This window comes from Pseudomonas orientalis, assembly GCF_001439815.1.
GTDB lineage: Bacteria > Pseudomonadota > Gammaproteobacteria > Pseudomonadales > Pseudomonadaceae > Aquipseudomonas > Aquipseudomonas orientalis.
This window is the reverse complement of record NZ_JYLM01000009.1, coordinates 22,981-37,711: the sequence shown is the minus strand read 5'-3', so window position 1 is coordinate 37,711 and position 14,731 is coordinate 22,981. Positions and strand designations below refer to the sequence as shown.

14 protein-coding genes and 1 pseudogene are annotated in these 14,731 nt (G+C 58.9%); 7 read left to right on the top strand and 8 right to left on the bottom strand.

Features of this window, described 5'->3' with window-relative positions:
* Window positions 1-178: 178 nt before the first annotated feature.
* From TU82_RS20765 to TU82_RS20750, 4 genes are all read right to left on the bottom strand, one after another.
* Window positions 179-1,336 (bottom strand): alpha-hydroxy acid oxidase, encoded by a 1,158-nt coding sequence (locus TU82_RS20765; protein WP_057725093.1) that lies wholly within the window; start codon window positions 1,334-1,336, stop codon window positions 179-181.
* A gap of 68 nt (window positions 1,337-1,404) precedes the next feature.
* Window positions 1,405-2,118, bottom strand: coding sequence for a DUF72 domain-containing protein (locus tag TU82_RS20760; RefSeq protein WP_156421678.1), 714 nt, complete (start codon window positions 2,116-2,118; stop codon window positions 1,405-1,407).
* Complete coding sequence (locus TU82_RS20755) at window positions 2,115-2,546, bottom strand: hypothetical protein (protein ID WP_057725092.1); 432 nt, start codon at window positions 2,544-2,546, stop codon at window positions 2,115-2,117. Before TU82_RS20755 ends, TU82_RS20760 begins: the two co-directional genes overlap by 4 nt.
* Before the next feature lie 2 nt (window positions 2,547-2,548).
* Window positions 2,549-2,773: a hypothetical protein gene (locus TU82_RS20750; RefSeq protein ID WP_057725091.1), complete on the bottom strand. Its 225-nt coding sequence runs from the start codon at window positions 2,771-2,773 to the stop codon at window positions 2,549-2,551.
* Window positions 2,774-2,970: 197 nt separating this feature from the next.
* Here TU82_RS20750 and TU82_RS20745 point away from each other — a divergent pair, with 197 nt between their 5' ends.
* Together TU82_RS20745 and TU82_RS20740 are read left to right on the top strand one after the other, a co-directional pair.
* On the top strand, window positions 2,971-3,474 hold the full coding sequence (locus TU82_RS20745) for a DUF4142 domain-containing protein (protein WP_057725090.1): 504 nt from the start codon (window positions 2,971-2,973) through the stop codon (window positions 3,472-3,474).
* A 30-nt stretch (window positions 3,475-3,504) separates the two neighbouring features.
* The gene (locus TU82_RS20740) at window positions 3,505-4,065 is read left to right on the top strand and encodes a type 1 glutamine amidotransferase domain-containing protein (RefSeq protein WP_057725089.1); all 561 of its coding nucleotides are present in this window, start codon (window positions 3,505-3,507) and stop codon (window positions 4,063-4,065) included.
* A 58-nt stretch (window positions 4,066-4,123) separates the two neighbouring features.
* On the opposite strand, the gene TU82_RS20735 is transcribed toward TU82_RS20740, so the two are convergent.
* Window positions 4,124-4,330, bottom strand: a complete 207-nt coding sequence (locus TU82_RS20735; protein ID WP_057725088.1) for a PLDc N-terminal domain-containing protein — start codon at window positions 4,328-4,330, stop codon at window positions 4,124-4,126.
* Between the two features lie 279 nt (window positions 4,331-4,609).
* Between TU82_RS20735 and TU82_RS20730 the strand changes: the two genes are divergently transcribed.
* A complete protein-coding gene (locus TU82_RS20730; RefSeq protein ID WP_057725087.1) occupies window positions 4,610-5,086 on the top strand; it encodes a PA2171 family ribosome-binding persister protein in 477 nt (158 codons plus the stop codon).
* A gap of 189 nt (window positions 5,087-5,275) precedes the next feature.
* Complete coding sequence (locus TU82_RS20725; protein ID WP_156421677.1) at window positions 5,276-10,474, top strand: dermonecrotic toxin domain-containing protein; 5,199 nt, start codon at window positions 5,276-5,278, stop codon at window positions 10,472-10,474.
* Here the strand turns inward: TU82_RS20725 and TU82_RS29245 are convergent.
* Window positions 10,462-10,653 (bottom strand): annotated as a pseudogene (locus TU82_RS29245) (DUF2946 domain-containing protein); the annotation flags it as partial. The gene TU82_RS20725 and the pseudogene TU82_RS29245 sit on opposite strands and share 13 nt — an antisense overlap.
* 159 nt (window positions 10,654-10,812) lie before the next feature.
* Here TU82_RS29245 and TU82_RS20720 point away from each other — a divergent pair.
* A complete protein-coding gene (locus tag TU82_RS20720) occupies window positions 10,813-11,421 on the top strand; it encodes an SCO family protein (RefSeq protein WP_049712821.1) in 609 nt (202 codons plus the stop codon).
* Complete coding sequence (locus tag TU82_RS20715; protein ID WP_057725085.1) at window positions 11,421-11,888, top strand: copper chaperone PCu(A)C; 468 nt, start codon at window positions 11,421-11,423, stop codon at window positions 11,886-11,888. The genes TU82_RS20720 and TU82_RS20715 overlap by 1 nt, the downstream gene beginning before the upstream one ends.
* Before the next feature lie 163 nt (window positions 11,889-12,051).
* Here the strand turns inward: TU82_RS20715 and TU82_RS20710 are convergent, their stop codons facing one another.
* Window positions 12,052-12,534 (bottom strand): GNAT family N-acetyltransferase, encoded by a 483-nt coding sequence (locus TU82_RS20710; RefSeq protein WP_057725084.1) that lies wholly within the window; start codon window positions 12,532-12,534, stop codon window positions 12,052-12,054.
* A 175-nt stretch (window positions 12,535-12,709) separates the two neighbouring features.
* Here TU82_RS20710 and TU82_RS20705 point away from each other — a divergent pair, with 175 nt between their 5' ends.
* Entirely contained in the window at window positions 12,710-13,045 is a 336-nt protein-coding gene (locus TU82_RS20705; RefSeq protein WP_057725083.1) for a hypothetical protein, read from the top strand.
* Here TU82_RS20705 and TU82_RS20700 read toward each other — a convergent pair.
* The gene (locus tag TU82_RS20700; protein WP_057725082.1) at window positions 13,035-14,648 is read right to left on the bottom strand and encodes an ATP-binding response regulator; all 1,614 of its coding nucleotides are present in this window, start codon (window positions 14,646-14,648) and stop codon (window positions 13,035-13,037) included. The genes TU82_RS20705 and TU82_RS20700 overlap by 11 nt on opposite strands.
* Between the last annotated feature and the right edge of the window lie 83 nt (window positions 14,649-14,731).

Sequence of the window (14,731 nt, the reverse complement as noted above, 5' to 3'; positions counted from 1 at the left end):
TGGTTTGGCCGAGGCCTGTCAAGCGCAAACCCTGCCCATATTGGCCGTCGCTGAAAGTTGATCAAATATTGATCGCAGGTTAAATCGCCAACGCTGCCGGGCCCTTGCAAAGTTATCCACAGAGATACCCACGGTTTTCGTGGACAACTCTTTTTACTTTTTCAGGTTTTTTCGCCCATCAAACGCCGTCAGGAAACGTGCCAGGCAGCAGGATCTCGCGATTCACATCACGTATATCGTTATAGCCACACAGCGCCATCGATACATCCAGCTCACGGGCGATGATCTCCAGCGCTCTGGTCACGCCCGCTTCGCCCATCGCCCCCAAGCTATACAGGTGCGGGCGGCCGATCATCGTGCCCTTGGCGCCCAGCGCCATGGCCTTGAGTACGTCCTGGCCGGAACGAATGCCCCCATCGAGCCACACTTCCATGCGATTGCCTACCGCCTCGACAATCGCCGGCAATTGGCTGATGCTCGACGGCGCGCCATCCAGCTGGCGGCCACCATGATTGCTCACCACCAACGCATCGGCGCCGGCATTGGCCGCCAGGCGGGCGTCCTCCACATCGAGGATGCCCTTGATGATCAGCTTGCCGCCCCAGCACTTCTTGATCCACTCCACATCGTCCCAGCTCAGGCGCGGGTCGAATTGCTGGGCGGTCCACGCCGACAGCGAACTCATGTCGGCCACGCCCGTCACATGCCCGACGATATTGCCGAAGCCATGGCGCCGGGTGCCGAGCATGCCCATCACCCAGCGCGGCTTGGTCAGCATGTTGAGGATGTTCGGCAGGGTCAGCCTGGGCGGCGCGGACAGGCCATTGATCAAATCCTTGTGGCGCTGCCCGAGGATCTGCAAGTCCAGCGTCAACACCAAGGCGTCCACCCCCGCCGCCTTGGCGCGCTCGATCAAGCGCTCGATGAACCCACGGTCGCGCATCACATACAACTGGAACCAGAAGGGCTGGCCGACGTGCTCGGCGATGTCTTCCAGCGAACAGATGCTCATGGTCGACAAGGTATAGCGCAGGCCAAAGGCGGCGGCGGCGCGCGCGGTCAGGATCTCGCCATCGGCGTGCTGCATACCCGCCAGGCCGGTAGGCGCCAGCGCTACCGGCATGGCCATGTCCTGGCCAATCATGCTGGCGCGAATCGACCGTTCATCGATGTTGCGCGCCACGCGCTGACGGAACTTGATACGGGCAAAGTCGCTTTCATTGGCCCGGTAGGTGCTCTCAGTCCAGGAGCCGGAATCGGCGTAGTCGTAGAACATCCGGGGTACACGTTTTTGCGCAAGCTTGCGTAAATCTTCGATGGTTGTGATCAACGACATCGGGTCACCTCTCCCTGAACTGAACCCAGAGAGTAACCGGCGATCGCCCAGGCAACCAGCCATTGCGTTTATGACTGGAGGTCCAGCAGGTCCAGGGCATCGGCGACCGCATGGCCGCTGGCGGTGTTATCGAAGATGCACCAGGTGGGAATGCCCTCTTCAATCGACTCGCGCAACAACCGCGCATACGCCTGCACCCGCTCGTGCCCATAGGCGCTGTGGTAAATCCGCGGCGAGCCATGCAGGCGCCAATAACGCACGCCATGCCAGGCATCGCCCGGGGCGATCACGGCGGGGTCGGCGGTGACCCAACCGATCTCGAATGCCTGCAACAGACTTCCGGCCGCGAGCCAACTGGCATGGCGCGGTTCCAGCACCACAGCGCCAGCAAAACGCTGGCGCAGCGCCTCGAAAAAGGCGCGGGCAACCAGCGGCTCATAACTCAGGGACGGCGGCAGTTGAACCAGCAGGCAACCGAGCTTCTCGTCCAGTTGCAGGCATTGCGCGAGAAATTCGTCCAGGGCGGTGCCGCACTGCTGCAGGCGCAGCGCGTGGGTGATCCGCTTGGGCACCTTGACTGAAAAACGAAACCCCGCCGGCACCGACTCGCGCCAGCGCTCATAGGTTTTGGGCAAGTGAGGCCGATAAAACGAGCTGTTGATTTCCACCGCATTGAAACGCGAAGCGTAGCGTTGCAAATGCGTGCCTTGCTCAATGAAGGCCGGCCAATGTTCGCGGGGCAGGCTCCAGCCGGCACAGCCCACATACAGCGCTGCCGTCAAAACAGCACCGTGGCGGCATCGCGCATGAAGATCTCGATGGTCTTGGGGCCGACGCCATCGAACTCACCCAGACGCTTTTCGAACGCCTGGCGGTCATCGCTGGCCTGAAGAATCCGCGTGATCCTGCCGCTGTAATCAGCATTGAGTTTTGCACTCAGGTCCAACAGGCGCTGTGCGGTGGTTTCGTCGTAGCGCACATAGTGCGCGCGCCCCAACATCGCGACCAGTTCCCGCGACGTGCAGTGCTGCAATTTGCGCGCTGTGTCGCGACCCTCCTCTTCAACGATCACCTTGTACGCTTGCGCGGCAATAGGCGCCTGAATGCGCTTGCCCATCAGGAAACTGGCAATAAACCACTTGAACAAGCTGCTGTCATCGCCAGGCTTGAGCTCAATGCCCAACTCCGACGCGCTGATGGAACGGGCCATGCTCACTGCCCCTTGCTGAGCTGCCCCTTGCTGAGCTTCTCGTTGATGGCATCCGTCTGGCGCTCGAGGTCCTTGATTGAGGTCGGCGTCACGACTTTGTCGATGGTTTCGGTCCTGGGGTTCGCACGTTCCAGAGTCTGCCCTTTGGTGCCGTCGGCATTGCCCTTTTGCGCGTCTTCGGAACTGATAGGTTCGGGAGTTTTATCGGCGGGCGTGTGATCAGTCACAGTGCAATCTCCTGGTAATGACGGGTCACCCACAGTGGCGACCCTATGCAGCAGAGCCCTGGGAATTTGGATTAGTTCAAGGAAATTGCCACGCCTTGCCGTTCGGTCAATGCGCGCAAAAAAAATTTAAACCTTTTGCCCGGGCATCGGTTCAACAGTCACGTAACGGCATCACGCCATTTCCAAGGAGAGACACCATGACGACTCGACTGATGAAACAAATGGGCCTGACATTCGCGCTGGTTGCGGGCTCGATTTCCACCGCAATGGCCGCAACCTCCAACGACTTTGTCGAGAATGCCGCCCAGGGCGGTATCACCGAAGTGGAAGCCGGCAAACTGGCGCTGGAAAAAAGCGGCTCGGCGGACGTGAAAACCTTCGCGCAACACATGATCACCGACCATACCAAGGCCAATCAGGAATTGATGGCGCTGGCGAAAAAACTCGATATCGAAGTACCGGATGACGCCGCCCTGACCGACAAGGCGAAGAAAGCCATCCTGGAAATGCGCGACGAATCGTTCGACAAGGCCTACGCCAACAACCAGGTGGCCGCCCACGAGAAAACCGTCGAACTGTTCAAGAAGGAAGCGCAGTCCTCGGACAACGCCGAGTTGAAAGCTTTCGCCACCAAGACCCTGCCGACCCTTGAAGCTCATCTGGAAAAAGCCAAGGCGCTGCAAAGCAAATACGCCAAGTAATCCACTCACCCAAACAGGAGATATCCGCTTATGAGTGCGCAACTCAACGGTAAGAAAATCCTGATCATCACTTCCAACACCGGTATCGAGCGCGATGAGCTGCTCAAGCCTCTGGAGGCCCTGCGTGGCTACGGCGCGACCGTGACGCACGCCTCCAGCAAAGGCGGCATCACCCAGACATTCGTGGGCGATACGGAAAAGGACCAGACCGTGGAATCCGACGAGCAACTGTCGGACGTAGTCGGCGGCGACTTCGATGCGCTGGTCATTCCCGGCGGCACCGTGAATGCCGACACGCTGCGCCAGGATAGCGCCGCGCTGCGCCTGATCAACGAGTTCGCCCAGGCCGGCAAGACCATTGCGGCCATCTGCCACGGACCCTGGACGCTGATCGACGCGGGCGTAGTCAAAGGCAAGACCCTGACCGCGTATAAAAGCGTGCGTATCGACTTGGAAAACGCCGGCGCCGCCAGCGTGGTCGATGCCCAGGTGCAGGAATGCAAGGCCAATGGCTGGACCTTGATCACCTCACGCACGCCGGACGACCTGCCGGCGTTCAATGAAGCGATTGCCCGGGCTGTCGCAGGCTGATCAGTCCATTGCAATAAAAACAGGCGCCCCATGGGCGCCTGTTTTTTAGCTGAATGCATCAGTTTTTGCGCTGTTGCGCCATCTCACGCTTGGGCCCGAACAGTGCCCAGGCGATCAGCCCCAGCAGTGGCACGAAGATCAGCACCACCACCCACAACCCTTTGGTCTCCCAGCCACCGGTGCTGCGCAATACGATGTTGATTGCCCACAGTTCCAACAGCAGCAGAACCACCGCCAATACGATCCAGATATAGTCTATTTGCATGCTTCACCTCCTGAAGTCTATGGGTTAGGTCAAGCAAATGCGTCAGGGGTTCCATCGGATTGTTCAACAGCACGCAACAACAGCGGCGGCGGTTGTGCGTTGTGCAATCCCGGCAAGGCGCGATCATGCAAGTTGCACGACAGCGAACCGGAAGACCATCTCCATCTGATTGATTTTAAACACTATTTAATAAGCGCAACAGTTGGTACGCATGATGCAATGTGCTTACTCACGAGGCGTGCGTTTCGACATGCCCGACGACTACCCGTGAGGTTCCACATGAATGCCATCGACCTTCTCAAAGCCGACCATGAACGCGTCAAGACCCTGCTGACCCAACTGAGTGAATCCACCGAGCGCGGGGTGAAAAAACGCACCGACTTGCTGGCCAAGCTGGAGATGGAAATCACCCTGCACACCAAGCTGGAAGAAGAAATTCTTTATCCTGCCTTCAGGAAAGCAGGTGGCAAGGAACAGGAGATCATGTACCACGAAGCCAAAGAAGAGCACCGCACCGTGGATTCACTAGTGCTGCCCGACCTGAAGCAGACCGACCCTGCCTCCACCGAGTTTTCCGGTCGGGTCAAAGTGGTAAAGGAGCTGCTGGAACACCACATCGAAGAAGAAGAAACCGAAATGTTTCCCCAGGCGAAAAAGCTGCTGGGTAAAGCCGCGCTTGACGAGCTGGGTGCCGAAATGGAAGCGATGAAGGCGGCCCATAAAAAAGCCACGACGAGCAAGCCATTGGCGGCATGATCGCCATCGTCGCAGGCGTGCGGGCGGCAGCCGCACCGGCGACAAATGTGAATTGACACCTTACCGCGCCCGGATTTTTCGGGCGCCGTTCTGATCGAGGCACTCAAGGTTTCAGGCCCGCGCAGCAAGGAACCATTCAACAGCACCCGCCACACACCCAGGACGATCCACTCCTCACAAGGCTCTCGAATGCGTCCTGTATCCCTTCTTGAATCTCGCTTTGCATCCCAACAGGCCTATCAGGAAGACGCTTCACCGGTTAATTCGGTTATGGCAAATGAGCCTGTCCGCCATGCTCGTTCGAAGCGCGACACGCCGATCAACTTCGCTACGCTTGAAGGACAGAAAAAAGCTGAAGAGTTGGTGACCGATGACGACTTCTTGCTGAGCAAATCGTTCACAGCGGCGCTCACCGACAGGGCTGTCGCGTTGACCAATGCCCCCACGAAAGCACCGCCCGCAAAAATCCTGGAGAACATCCCGCCCTACTCCACCTTTGGGCAGGTGTTGTCGCGCTTCACCGAGGAGCTCAAAAAAGAACCCCTCGCTTCCTATGCACCAAAAAAAAATATCAATACCGCAAACTTCAAACTGTTTCCTTCAGAAGGCCGACTGGAATGTATCAGCAACGGGGTACCCACAACACTCACCAACGCGGATCCTAACTGGAGGGAGGTGTCAGCAACGCTTTGCGCCATTGCTCGCGCACTGATGCCGACATTGCCGGGCCCGTTTGAATTTACCGGCCCGAACCGCGCGTCGTTGGAAGTCATTGGTGATTTTTACGCCGTGCCTGTCAGCACTGGCCTGAGCGAGACGCTGAGCGCTATCGATGAACTGCTCGATAGCCAAGGGTTCCCATCCGTTGACGAGGATATTCAGCCAGCTTCCAACCCCGACGAACAAGCTTACCTGCGCGTCAGGCAAAATCAGAAGGATGCTATGGATTCGGCGGCTGTCACCCTCTCCACAGAGCCTTTGGCGCTACCGGCATCGAAGCGCAATCTGTCTGCTGCGCAAATACTCGAAAGTGGCGACCGGGATTTGGCGTATGCGTGCGCGACCAGCGTATACCGGTTAGCGAGAGAAGGCTTTGAGTCACCGGTATACGTAACGTCAGACACAACGTTTGGCGTGGCGTGGACTGCCTACAAACGGTCCCTGGCCAGTGAAGCATTTGTGCAGTTTGCCACGACCCAGGGCATTGATATAAAGACGATACGCATAGACCCCCAATCGGGCACCCTGACTGCAACTGCCAACGGCAGACACACCAGCTTTACAACCGAAGATCCCGCTTGGTCAGCGGTAGCCGATCCTATACTGCATGAAGTGAAAACGCTGGCCGCAGGTTCCGCTGAAAAAATCCCTTACCCCGAGTTGTGGGTAGATGTGGCATCGGTGTTGAATTTCTATGCAGAACCGGCCCCACCCGACACGATGCTGGGCGCCCTCGAGTATTCGTCCGAGCTACAACGTGGCGGCTTCAGCGCATTGCGCACCGACCCTGCTCCGACCGACGAGCGCTCCAGCGCTGTCCAGGCAAAACGACAAGCCGCGATCCACGCGCTCAGCCCCGCACTCGCCCCTCCCACCCAGACCGATACACCAGAGAAAAAACTGGTCGAGGCCTACACGACAGCGTTACGCCAGACGGTTTCTGACGAGGAACCCGCGTGGGTGCGCGTGCCCGACCAAACGACGCTGGGGGCGTGCCTGGAGCTCTATCGCAGTCTCTTCGATCAGCCCGCAGTCCAACAGTGGATGGCCTCAAAAAACCTCTATCTGGCTGAGCTTGAGTTGAACCCCGCCACCGGCACCTTGCTGGCCAAAGGTGAACGTGAGGTGAAAGTCTTTTCTCTGAACGACCATTCGGGTTGGCGCGATGTTGCCGGGCCGATCATGAAGGTAGCGCAAGTCATTGCGCCATCGCCTGATCAGTCGCTGCAAATAGCTGCTGGAAATGGTTTTATCATCACCCCTCTGGGCGTGGTGGCCGACTTCCACGGCGAAACGCGCCACCTGGAAAGCGCTGTAACACTTGAGCGCGCCGAACAACTCAGTGATCAGGCCGCCTTCGACCCGATTGCTCCCAGCGACTCGCTCCGCCCGGCCAGCGCCAGGACACCGACCGCGCTGGAACAGCTCAAGCGTCACGCCCAGGAACACTACACTGCATTGAGCGAATCGAAAGCCGACAAGAGCGATTTCGCACGGCTTATGCTCAAGGTCAATCGCGCCCTGCCGGACGTGCGCCACGAAGCAAAAAAATGGGCCGAAGCCCTCATCCTCAAACTGACCGGCAAGGTCGTCGATGCAGACACGATCTATCTGAACCGCTTCAGTCAATCCCAATCCGCCGACACCCAGACGGGATGGGAGCACACCGGCGAGGAACCAACCTCCTCGTTGCGTTTACCCGACGCATTGCTGGATAACTTTTCGGAGCACGACTGGGTTCCCGGCAACCTTGATTTACAAGCCGGTTTATACACAGACGGTCCTGGCAAGAGCAAAGCCGGCGGATACGGCGCGCATAACGAATTCCCGCTGCCCCCCTCAAAGGTCATGCATGAGGCCTGGACAACCGACTTCCAGCAGCACATCACGGACAAGCTCAACGGCTTCTGGAACGAGCATGCGGACGAGTATCGCGACACTCTCAAAGGCGAATTCGTTTATCAGGCACGTACACAACTCAACGCCTACGAAAAATTAACGCCCGAGGAGCGTGCCAGACTCCCGCTCGAAGAGCGGTTTACCCGCAGCGACTATGAACGGGTGATGAAGGCCGCCTCCAATGTGCCTGTGGACCCGCAGCAACCACTGCCTTTCGAGGCGCTGCAGGCCCGGGCTCCCGTCAAGGATCTGGTGCGCGCGCACGCGCTGGATATCAACGGACTGCCGTCCAATGACATCGTGCGGTTCACCGACCTGGACGACGGCCAATATCTGTATCTGAAGGGTCGCCGCGATGGCCGGCAAACCCTCTACATTCCGGGCCATTCCCCCGCATTTGTGTCGTTCGCTTCGCTGGAGAGCATGGACCAATGGCTGGCCGATCAAGCCAGGGACCCGGCTAAACGCAAGGCCCTGGCCTCCCATTTCAACCTGGATGATCGTCAGGACAGACCGGCAAGCACACTCGATACAATCCAGCACGCACTGTTTCCGCTGACCAATCTGATCCCTACGGACCGTCCGGAAGAAGGCGTGGACACCGCACTCCAGAGATTGGCCACAGGTGCCTGGGACAACCTGGAGGGGACCGTGATCGATCGGGGCAACTTCCCGATCAAAGGCGATGTATTCGACAGCATCATGCGAGCCACCAGCCGACGCATGCATATCGATGCAGACATCACCATCAAATCCAACAGTGAAGTCACCCGTGATATCTGGCTTAACGACGTGTCCGTAGCCGCCGGCCTGCTGGCCAAAATGGCGCCCATTGCCGAGCCGGTTGCGGCACTGGCGATTCTTGCCGGGATTGCCGAAGGCACCCTTGGGGAGGAAAAGTCCAGCTCGGGAGACACACAGGCAGAGCGCCGCGACGGTGCGGCCAAAGCCCTTGACGGCCTGCTCAATGCGCTGTTCTCAATCGATGCCGCGGAACGTCCCGACGACCCTTTTGCGGTAGCGACCGAAGGCGCAGCGGCACGCCCTTTGGCCGGCCCCGGTTTACAACCTGCCATCAGTGGGGCTTCAAGGGATGCCGTGGCTGGTCCGACATTACCCGTCACTCAGGAAACGTTCGTCGATGGGGCCAGCGCGTTGGTTATCGACCAACCCCTGTCGCCGGACGCTTATTCGATAGCCCGCTCACGAGGCTTCGACCTGGTGGACGGTGAACGCGTTTATCGCTTTGATACCGACAAGCCTGAGCGGCTGATCAACCTGGAATCCACCGAACCCACAGGGACCCTCGAGCGTTTCGAAGACATTTGTCCAGCGCCTGTTTCACTTTCAGGCAGGTCCAGGCGCGGCCTCAACGACATGTGTTTCGTCAAGGCCCTGGAACCTGTCAGCGGTGAAGCGAGCAAGGAGCTGCAGTCACTGGAGCATGTACGATTGTTCCCGGCGCCGCGCAAGTCCCTGTTCAACGCAGACCGCGAGGTCATTTTCGAAAAACGCTTGAACCGCGTGGTTGACACTGAATTGGGCAACAAACTGGTACCCCTGCCGGATAAGCCGTTTATCAGGTACCGAACACTCGTCGAGGGCACTATCAGTAAAAACGCCCGTTTCGGCATGTACGACGCCAGCGAGAGCGAATTTCTTCTCAATCGAAGCTACGTCGTCAAACTGGGGAAAATCAGCGACGTCTGCAATGATTCCCGTGAAGTTCGCGGCATCGTGGTTTCAAACCCGAACATCGCCAACGGTAAAAAATATCTGATCGTCGAGGCGGACACTGGAGAGTTCTATAAAGCACTGATCACCGCGGAACAGACAGGCAAAGTCAACTTCATTCATTGTGAGCCGGGTGATTTTGACACAGCGCTGATCAAGCAGTACCGCAAGGAACTGACCCAACGCCAGGGTATCGCCGCCGTACCTTTTGACGCTGACCTTGTCGCGTTGCCGACATTGGACCAGGCCCTGAATTCGCTGAAAAAATCCGGCTATTCGCCTGCCCAGATTCAGGACCTGAAGAACAGCGTGTCGGATATGACGGCTGAGCAAAAGCGTGAAGTGGTGTACCAGCTGCAAAGTCGTAACGCCATCGAAAAACCCGATATCGCCCTCAAGCCGGCACGGGTTCGGCCTTTGAAAAAGCCAAGTAATTTCAATGGCTTGACGGCTGAACAACAAAACGAGTTTTTCGCAAAAAATGCCAACGAGGCGGTGAAACGTGGGCTCAAGGCCACGGGGCTGGGGTCAGGTAACATAGTGCGTTCACCCAATGATATCGCCAGAGCCAGGGCAGCAGGCACGACAGTCGAATGGATGCGCAATACCACCAACCCGCACGCGCTGGATCGCGCAAACCTGATATTGAAAGCCGGCGCTGGAAACTGCGGCGAAATGAGCCAGTTATCCAAAGCGATCATTTCACAGAGCGACGGTCGGGCGTATGAATGGGCAGCCGGCGATGCCCATGCATTCACCGTGATCGGCGGCCCTGTCGAGCGGCCACCGGCGACCCTCGATTTTTCAGAACCGGCATTTCGCGATGCCTGGATTGTTGACCCCTGGTGCGATATTGCCTGCCCTGCCAGCGAATACATCGATCAGCTTGAGCGCGTCATGAATGATTGGCAAGCCAAGGGACTGAAGATCAACACCAATGCCCCAACGCTTTTATCCCCCACTGACTCAGGGTGGTTGGACAGCCTCCTCAGGCAACCTAAAAAAGCTTATAACCACGCGTATCCTGTGGTGTAAACCCAGGCCAGGCCGACCAAGAATACGATTGGGACCGTAACGACGCTGCACACCGGGAGGCAAAGTAGTTCGAGATGTTGCTGGAGGCTGCGTCAGCCAACCCTTTGTCGGAAATTGACGGCTGGCCGCCGTCCACCGAACAACTGGCCACCGATGCCATTGAGCTGCTGGCCCAGCATCGAAGGTGCAAAAGGATGAAGCGCAGCGCCCCTGTGGCAGAACGTCGCAGATTACGCGCAGGCCCAGGGGTTGCTAGACTCTGCATCCTTCTCGTTACTCCTTTTCAAAGCCGGGTGGGCAACTCCAGAGCCATCAGGCGTTCACAGGATGCACAGTTGATGAGTACGTTATTCACCCGCCGCAAAGTGCTGACCGGCATGGGCCTGTTGGGCCTGGGCAGCCTGCTGGGCGGCTGTGACTACAGCCCCAAGCTGAATTTCAAGTACGGCAAGGACCTCAGTGACAAGATCATGGGGCGCACCTTCAAGCTCAAGAACACCGCCGGCGAAACCGTCACCCTGAGCTCGTACCGTGGCCTGATGCCCGTGGTGTTCTTCGGCTTCACCCAGTGCCCGGCGGTCTGCCCGACCACCCTGGCGCGCGCCGCCCAGGCAAAGAAGCTGATGGGTCGCGACGGTGAAATCATGCAGGTGGTGTTCATCACCCTGGATCCCGAGCGCGATACCCCCGAGATCCTCGACAAATACGTCAAGGCCTTCGACCCCAGCTTCGAAGCCCTCTACGGCACCCCGGAAGAAATCGCCGTGGCCGCCAAGGAGTTCGGGATCTTTTATGAAAAGATCCCCGCCGGCGATACCTACACCCTGTCCCACACCGCCACCAGCTTTGTGTTCGATACCCGTGGCAACCTGCGCCTTGGCTTGCAGGCGTCCCTTACCGCTAAAGAGTGCGCAGAAGACCTGCTCACCGTCATGGAGGTCTGCTAATGACTGCCGTTCAACACCTCAAGCGTTTCACCTTCGGCCTCACCCTGCTCGGCCTTGCCGCCCACGCCAGCGCCCAGGTGCAAGTGAGCGACGCCTGGGTACGCGCCACCGTGCCGGGCCAGCCTTCCAGCGGCGCGTTCATGACCGTCACCGCCGACAGCGACAGCCAGTTGCTGCGCGTGGCTTCGCCGGTGGCCAAAGACGTGCAGATCCATGAAATGAGCATGAAGGACGACGTGATGCGCATGGGCCCGGTGGACTCGGTGGCCCTGCCCGCAGGCAAAGCCGTCACGCTCGACCCCAATGGCTACCACGTGATGCTGATGGGCCTGACCGGCCAAATCAAGGAAGGCGACCAGGTGCCGCTGACCCTGACAGTGAAAGACGCCAAGGGCGCCGAGCAGACCATCGAAGTGAAGGCGCCAGCGCGTGGTCTGGATGGGATGGACCATAGCAAGATGCATTGAAGATCGAACTCGGTCAGAAATGTGGGAGGGGGCTTGCCCGCGAGACGTCGGCCCAGCAAATATTGATGTTGGTCGACCCACCGCTATCGGGGGCAAGCCCCCTCCCACAGGGGATCTGCTCTTGACTGACTGACATTTGGGCAAGCCCCCTCCTACATTTGATTCAAGACTCACTCATGAGCCCCAGGTGCTTCACCATCGGCACACACGCCAGCACCAACCCCGACGGCGAGCGATACATCGCCTGCTCATCCCCGACATACCCGCACGCCCTGTAGAAACTCACCGCATTGAGCGTCGCATCCAGCACCACCTCTTCTAGTGCGATATGACGCGCGACGTTCTCCAGATGGTCGAGCATGGCCTTGCCATACCCCCGCCCAGTAAATGCGGGGCGTACGAACAAGGCGCCGACTTCATTATTGGCAAGATCAAGCATGCCGGTGGCGACTGGCTCACCGTTCACGCAGCCCAGATAGAAGCGTTTTTCCATCAGCACGCTGTAACCATCACTCGCGCTGCCACGCGTCCAGAGCGCCATTTGCTCGGCGGTGTAGGCGCCGATGCACTGGCCGAGAATGGCCTCACGACGAATCTCAAATGCGCTGTCGGCGTCATCTGGCGTAGCTCGTTTTATCTGCAACAAAACACTCTCCTTCCATGACCTCAGTGTGCCATTAGCCCATGTGTGCTAATCGACCCGCCCCTCCCCCGGCGCTATATTCCCCGCCACTTCCAACGCTCAGCCAACACCGCGCATTCGATGCGCGAGGGGTCGTTGCGCGCTGGAAAAACCAAAACAAACCCAAGGAAGAAGCACCATGAAACTCCACTCCTGCGTTACTCGCCTTGCCGTACTCGGCGCCTTGATCATCAGCGTGGCCGGTTGCAGCAATATCAAGCCCACCGAAGATCGCCTCAAGACGCTGTCGGAGACCAATCTGGGTGAGCCCGTCAAGCGTATCTCCAATGTGCGAAGCGACTCGATGACGACCTATTACATCGCGACCACCGCGTCCGGTGACTATAACTGCGTGCTCTCAAGTGGGGTGGGTGGAGCAATTATGGCAGTCGGGAGTTTTGGCCTTGTAAAACCCAACGCCATGTGTCAACCCAAGGGCGCGCGTGGCAACGCGATGACGCCGTTCATACAGTAATTTTTTCCTGGCTGAGGTCACGCAACCTACCGCGTAATTCGGCAGGGCGGACCGGTTTGGACAGAATGGCGATCTGACGGTCGTGCAACGCGGCCTGGATTTTATCCACATCGTGCCCGGTGAGGATCAGCGCCGGCACCGCCCAGCCACGCTGCCGGCGCAGGTGGTCGATGCATTCGATGCCGGTGGCGTGGTTGCCCAGGTCGTAGTCGGCGACGATGATGTCGCAGTCGCTGACCAAGCCCTGTCCCGTGGACTCGGCCTGCACCTCGCAGCCCCAACGTTCGAGCAGGGCCTGGGTGGCAAGCAGCACATTGTGATCATCTTCGACCAGACACACTTTCAAACCGGTGAGCAGGCCGGCCTGGCGTGCGTCGTCACGCGATGCCGGTTGAGCCGGCGCAGTGGCCAGGGTCAGGCCGTGCAGACTTACCGACGTGCCACGGCCCACCCGCGAACGCAGGCTCACCTGCAGCCCCATCAATTGCCCCAGGCGCTTGACGATGGACAACCCCAGGCCAACGCCTTCGACGTCCTTGTCGCGCAGTTGGCGCACGCGATAAAACTCTTCGAAGACCTTGGCCAGATGCTCCCCTGCAATCCCCTGCCCCTGGTCATGCACCTCTACCACCAAGCGGTGATCGCGAATACGCACACCGATCAGCACTGGCCGTTGCGCGCCATACTTGAAGCAATTGGAGAGCAGGTTTTGCACCATGGTCGCCAGCATTCCCGGATCCACCAATACCCAGTGGGCGCAAGGTCGCAAGCGCAACGTCACGCCCGCCCAGCGTGCGGCTTCAGCGTTCTGGCGCACCTGGTCGGCGAGAAAATCGCCCAGGTCAATCACTTGGTATTTGGGCAGCAGACGACCGTTGTCCAGGGTGTAGAGGTCGAGGATGGAACGGAACAACTGCGACACGTTGAGCAGCGAGCGATCGATATTGTCCACCAGCCGCCGCTCCTCATTGCCCAGGCGGGCTTCGCGCAGGCAGGCGGTGAACAGACCGATGGAGTGGATCGGCTGGCGCAGGTCATGGCTGGCCTGGGCAAGAAACCGGGACTTTTCCAGGTTGGCGGCGATGGCCTCTTCGGAGGCTTTGCGCGTGCGCTCCAGCAGGATGTGCGCGTATATCGGAATCACCGTGCTGGTGATCATCAGCATCAGCACCACGAACGGCTGTGCTTGCCACCACGGCGTGAGCTGGTACACGACCAACAGCGCCAGCAACGCCAGCCCTGTGGCAATCGCCAGGTAGCGCGACCCATAGCGCATGCCGTTGCCCAGGTTGACCCACACCATCACCGCATACAGCGGCAACGCCGCCTCACCGCCCACCACCAGGCCGAACGACGTGCCGGTGTAGTCGTGAAGCATGCCGAAGATCCGCCGCGCCGGATAATGCCCAGGCCAGCGAGCGATCACCTGGCGCAAGGCAATGGACGCCAGCAAAAACAGGAAGATATACAGGACCACCGGCAGGTAGGTGTCCAGCGAATGCCCGGGCAAAAAGCCCAGCACGCCTATATACACAATGGCGATAGTTGCCACCACGATGCGCAGGTTAGCCTGGTCGAGTTCGGAGTTGGTCTTGAGACCCATGGGTTACGTCCTTGTTGTCATAGCCTTGGCCCTCTGTACGAGCGAAGCGGGGATTGAACCCGATAGTAAAGCACAGCCATGCC

What these genes read in the sequence shown, in the direction of transcription:
- TU82_RS20765 (WP_057725093.1), bottom strand. Translation starts at nt 1,336, where the DNA reads ATGTCGTTGATCACAACCATCGAAGATTTACGCAAGCTTGCGCAAAAA.
- TU82_RS20755 (WP_057725092.1), bottom strand. Translation starts at nt 2,546, where the DNA reads ATGGCCCGTTCCATCAGCGCGTCGGAGTTGGGCATTGAGCTCAAGCCT.
- TU82_RS20745 (WP_057725090.1), top strand. Translation starts at nt 2,971, where the DNA reads ATGACGACTCGACTGATGAAACAAATGGGCCTGACATTCGCGCTGGTT.
- TU82_RS20740 (WP_057725089.1), top strand. Translation starts at nt 3,505, where the DNA reads ATGAGTGCGCAACTCAACGGTAAGAAAATCCTGATCATCACTTCCAAC.
- TU82_RS20735 (WP_057725088.1), bottom strand. Translation starts at nt 4,330, where the DNA reads ATGCAAATAGACTATATCTGGATCGTATTGGCGGTGGTTCTGCTGCTG.
- TU82_RS20730 (WP_057725087.1), top strand. Translation starts at nt 4,610, where the DNA reads ATGAATGCCATCGACCTTCTCAAAGCCGACCATGAACGCGTCAAGACC.
- TU82_RS20725 (WP_156421677.1), top strand. Translation starts at nt 5,276, where the DNA reads ATGCGTCCTGTATCCCTTCTTGAATCTCGCTTTGCATCCCAACAGGCC.
- TU82_RS20720 (WP_049712821.1), top strand. Translation starts at nt 10,813, where the DNA reads ATGAGTACGTTATTCACCCGCCGCAAAGTGCTGACCGGCATGGGCCTG.
- TU82_RS20715 (WP_057725085.1), top strand. Translation starts at nt 11,421, where the DNA reads ATGACTGCCGTTCAACACCTCAAGCGTTTCACCTTCGGCCTCACCCTG.
- TU82_RS20705 (WP_057725083.1), top strand. Translation starts at nt 12,710, where the DNA reads ATGAAACTCCACTCCTGCGTTACTCGCCTTGCCGTACTCGGCGCCTTG.
- TU82_RS20700 (WP_057725082.1), bottom strand. Translation starts at nt 14,648, where the DNA reads ATGGGTCTCAAGACCAACTCCGAACTCGACCAGGCTAACCTGCGCATC.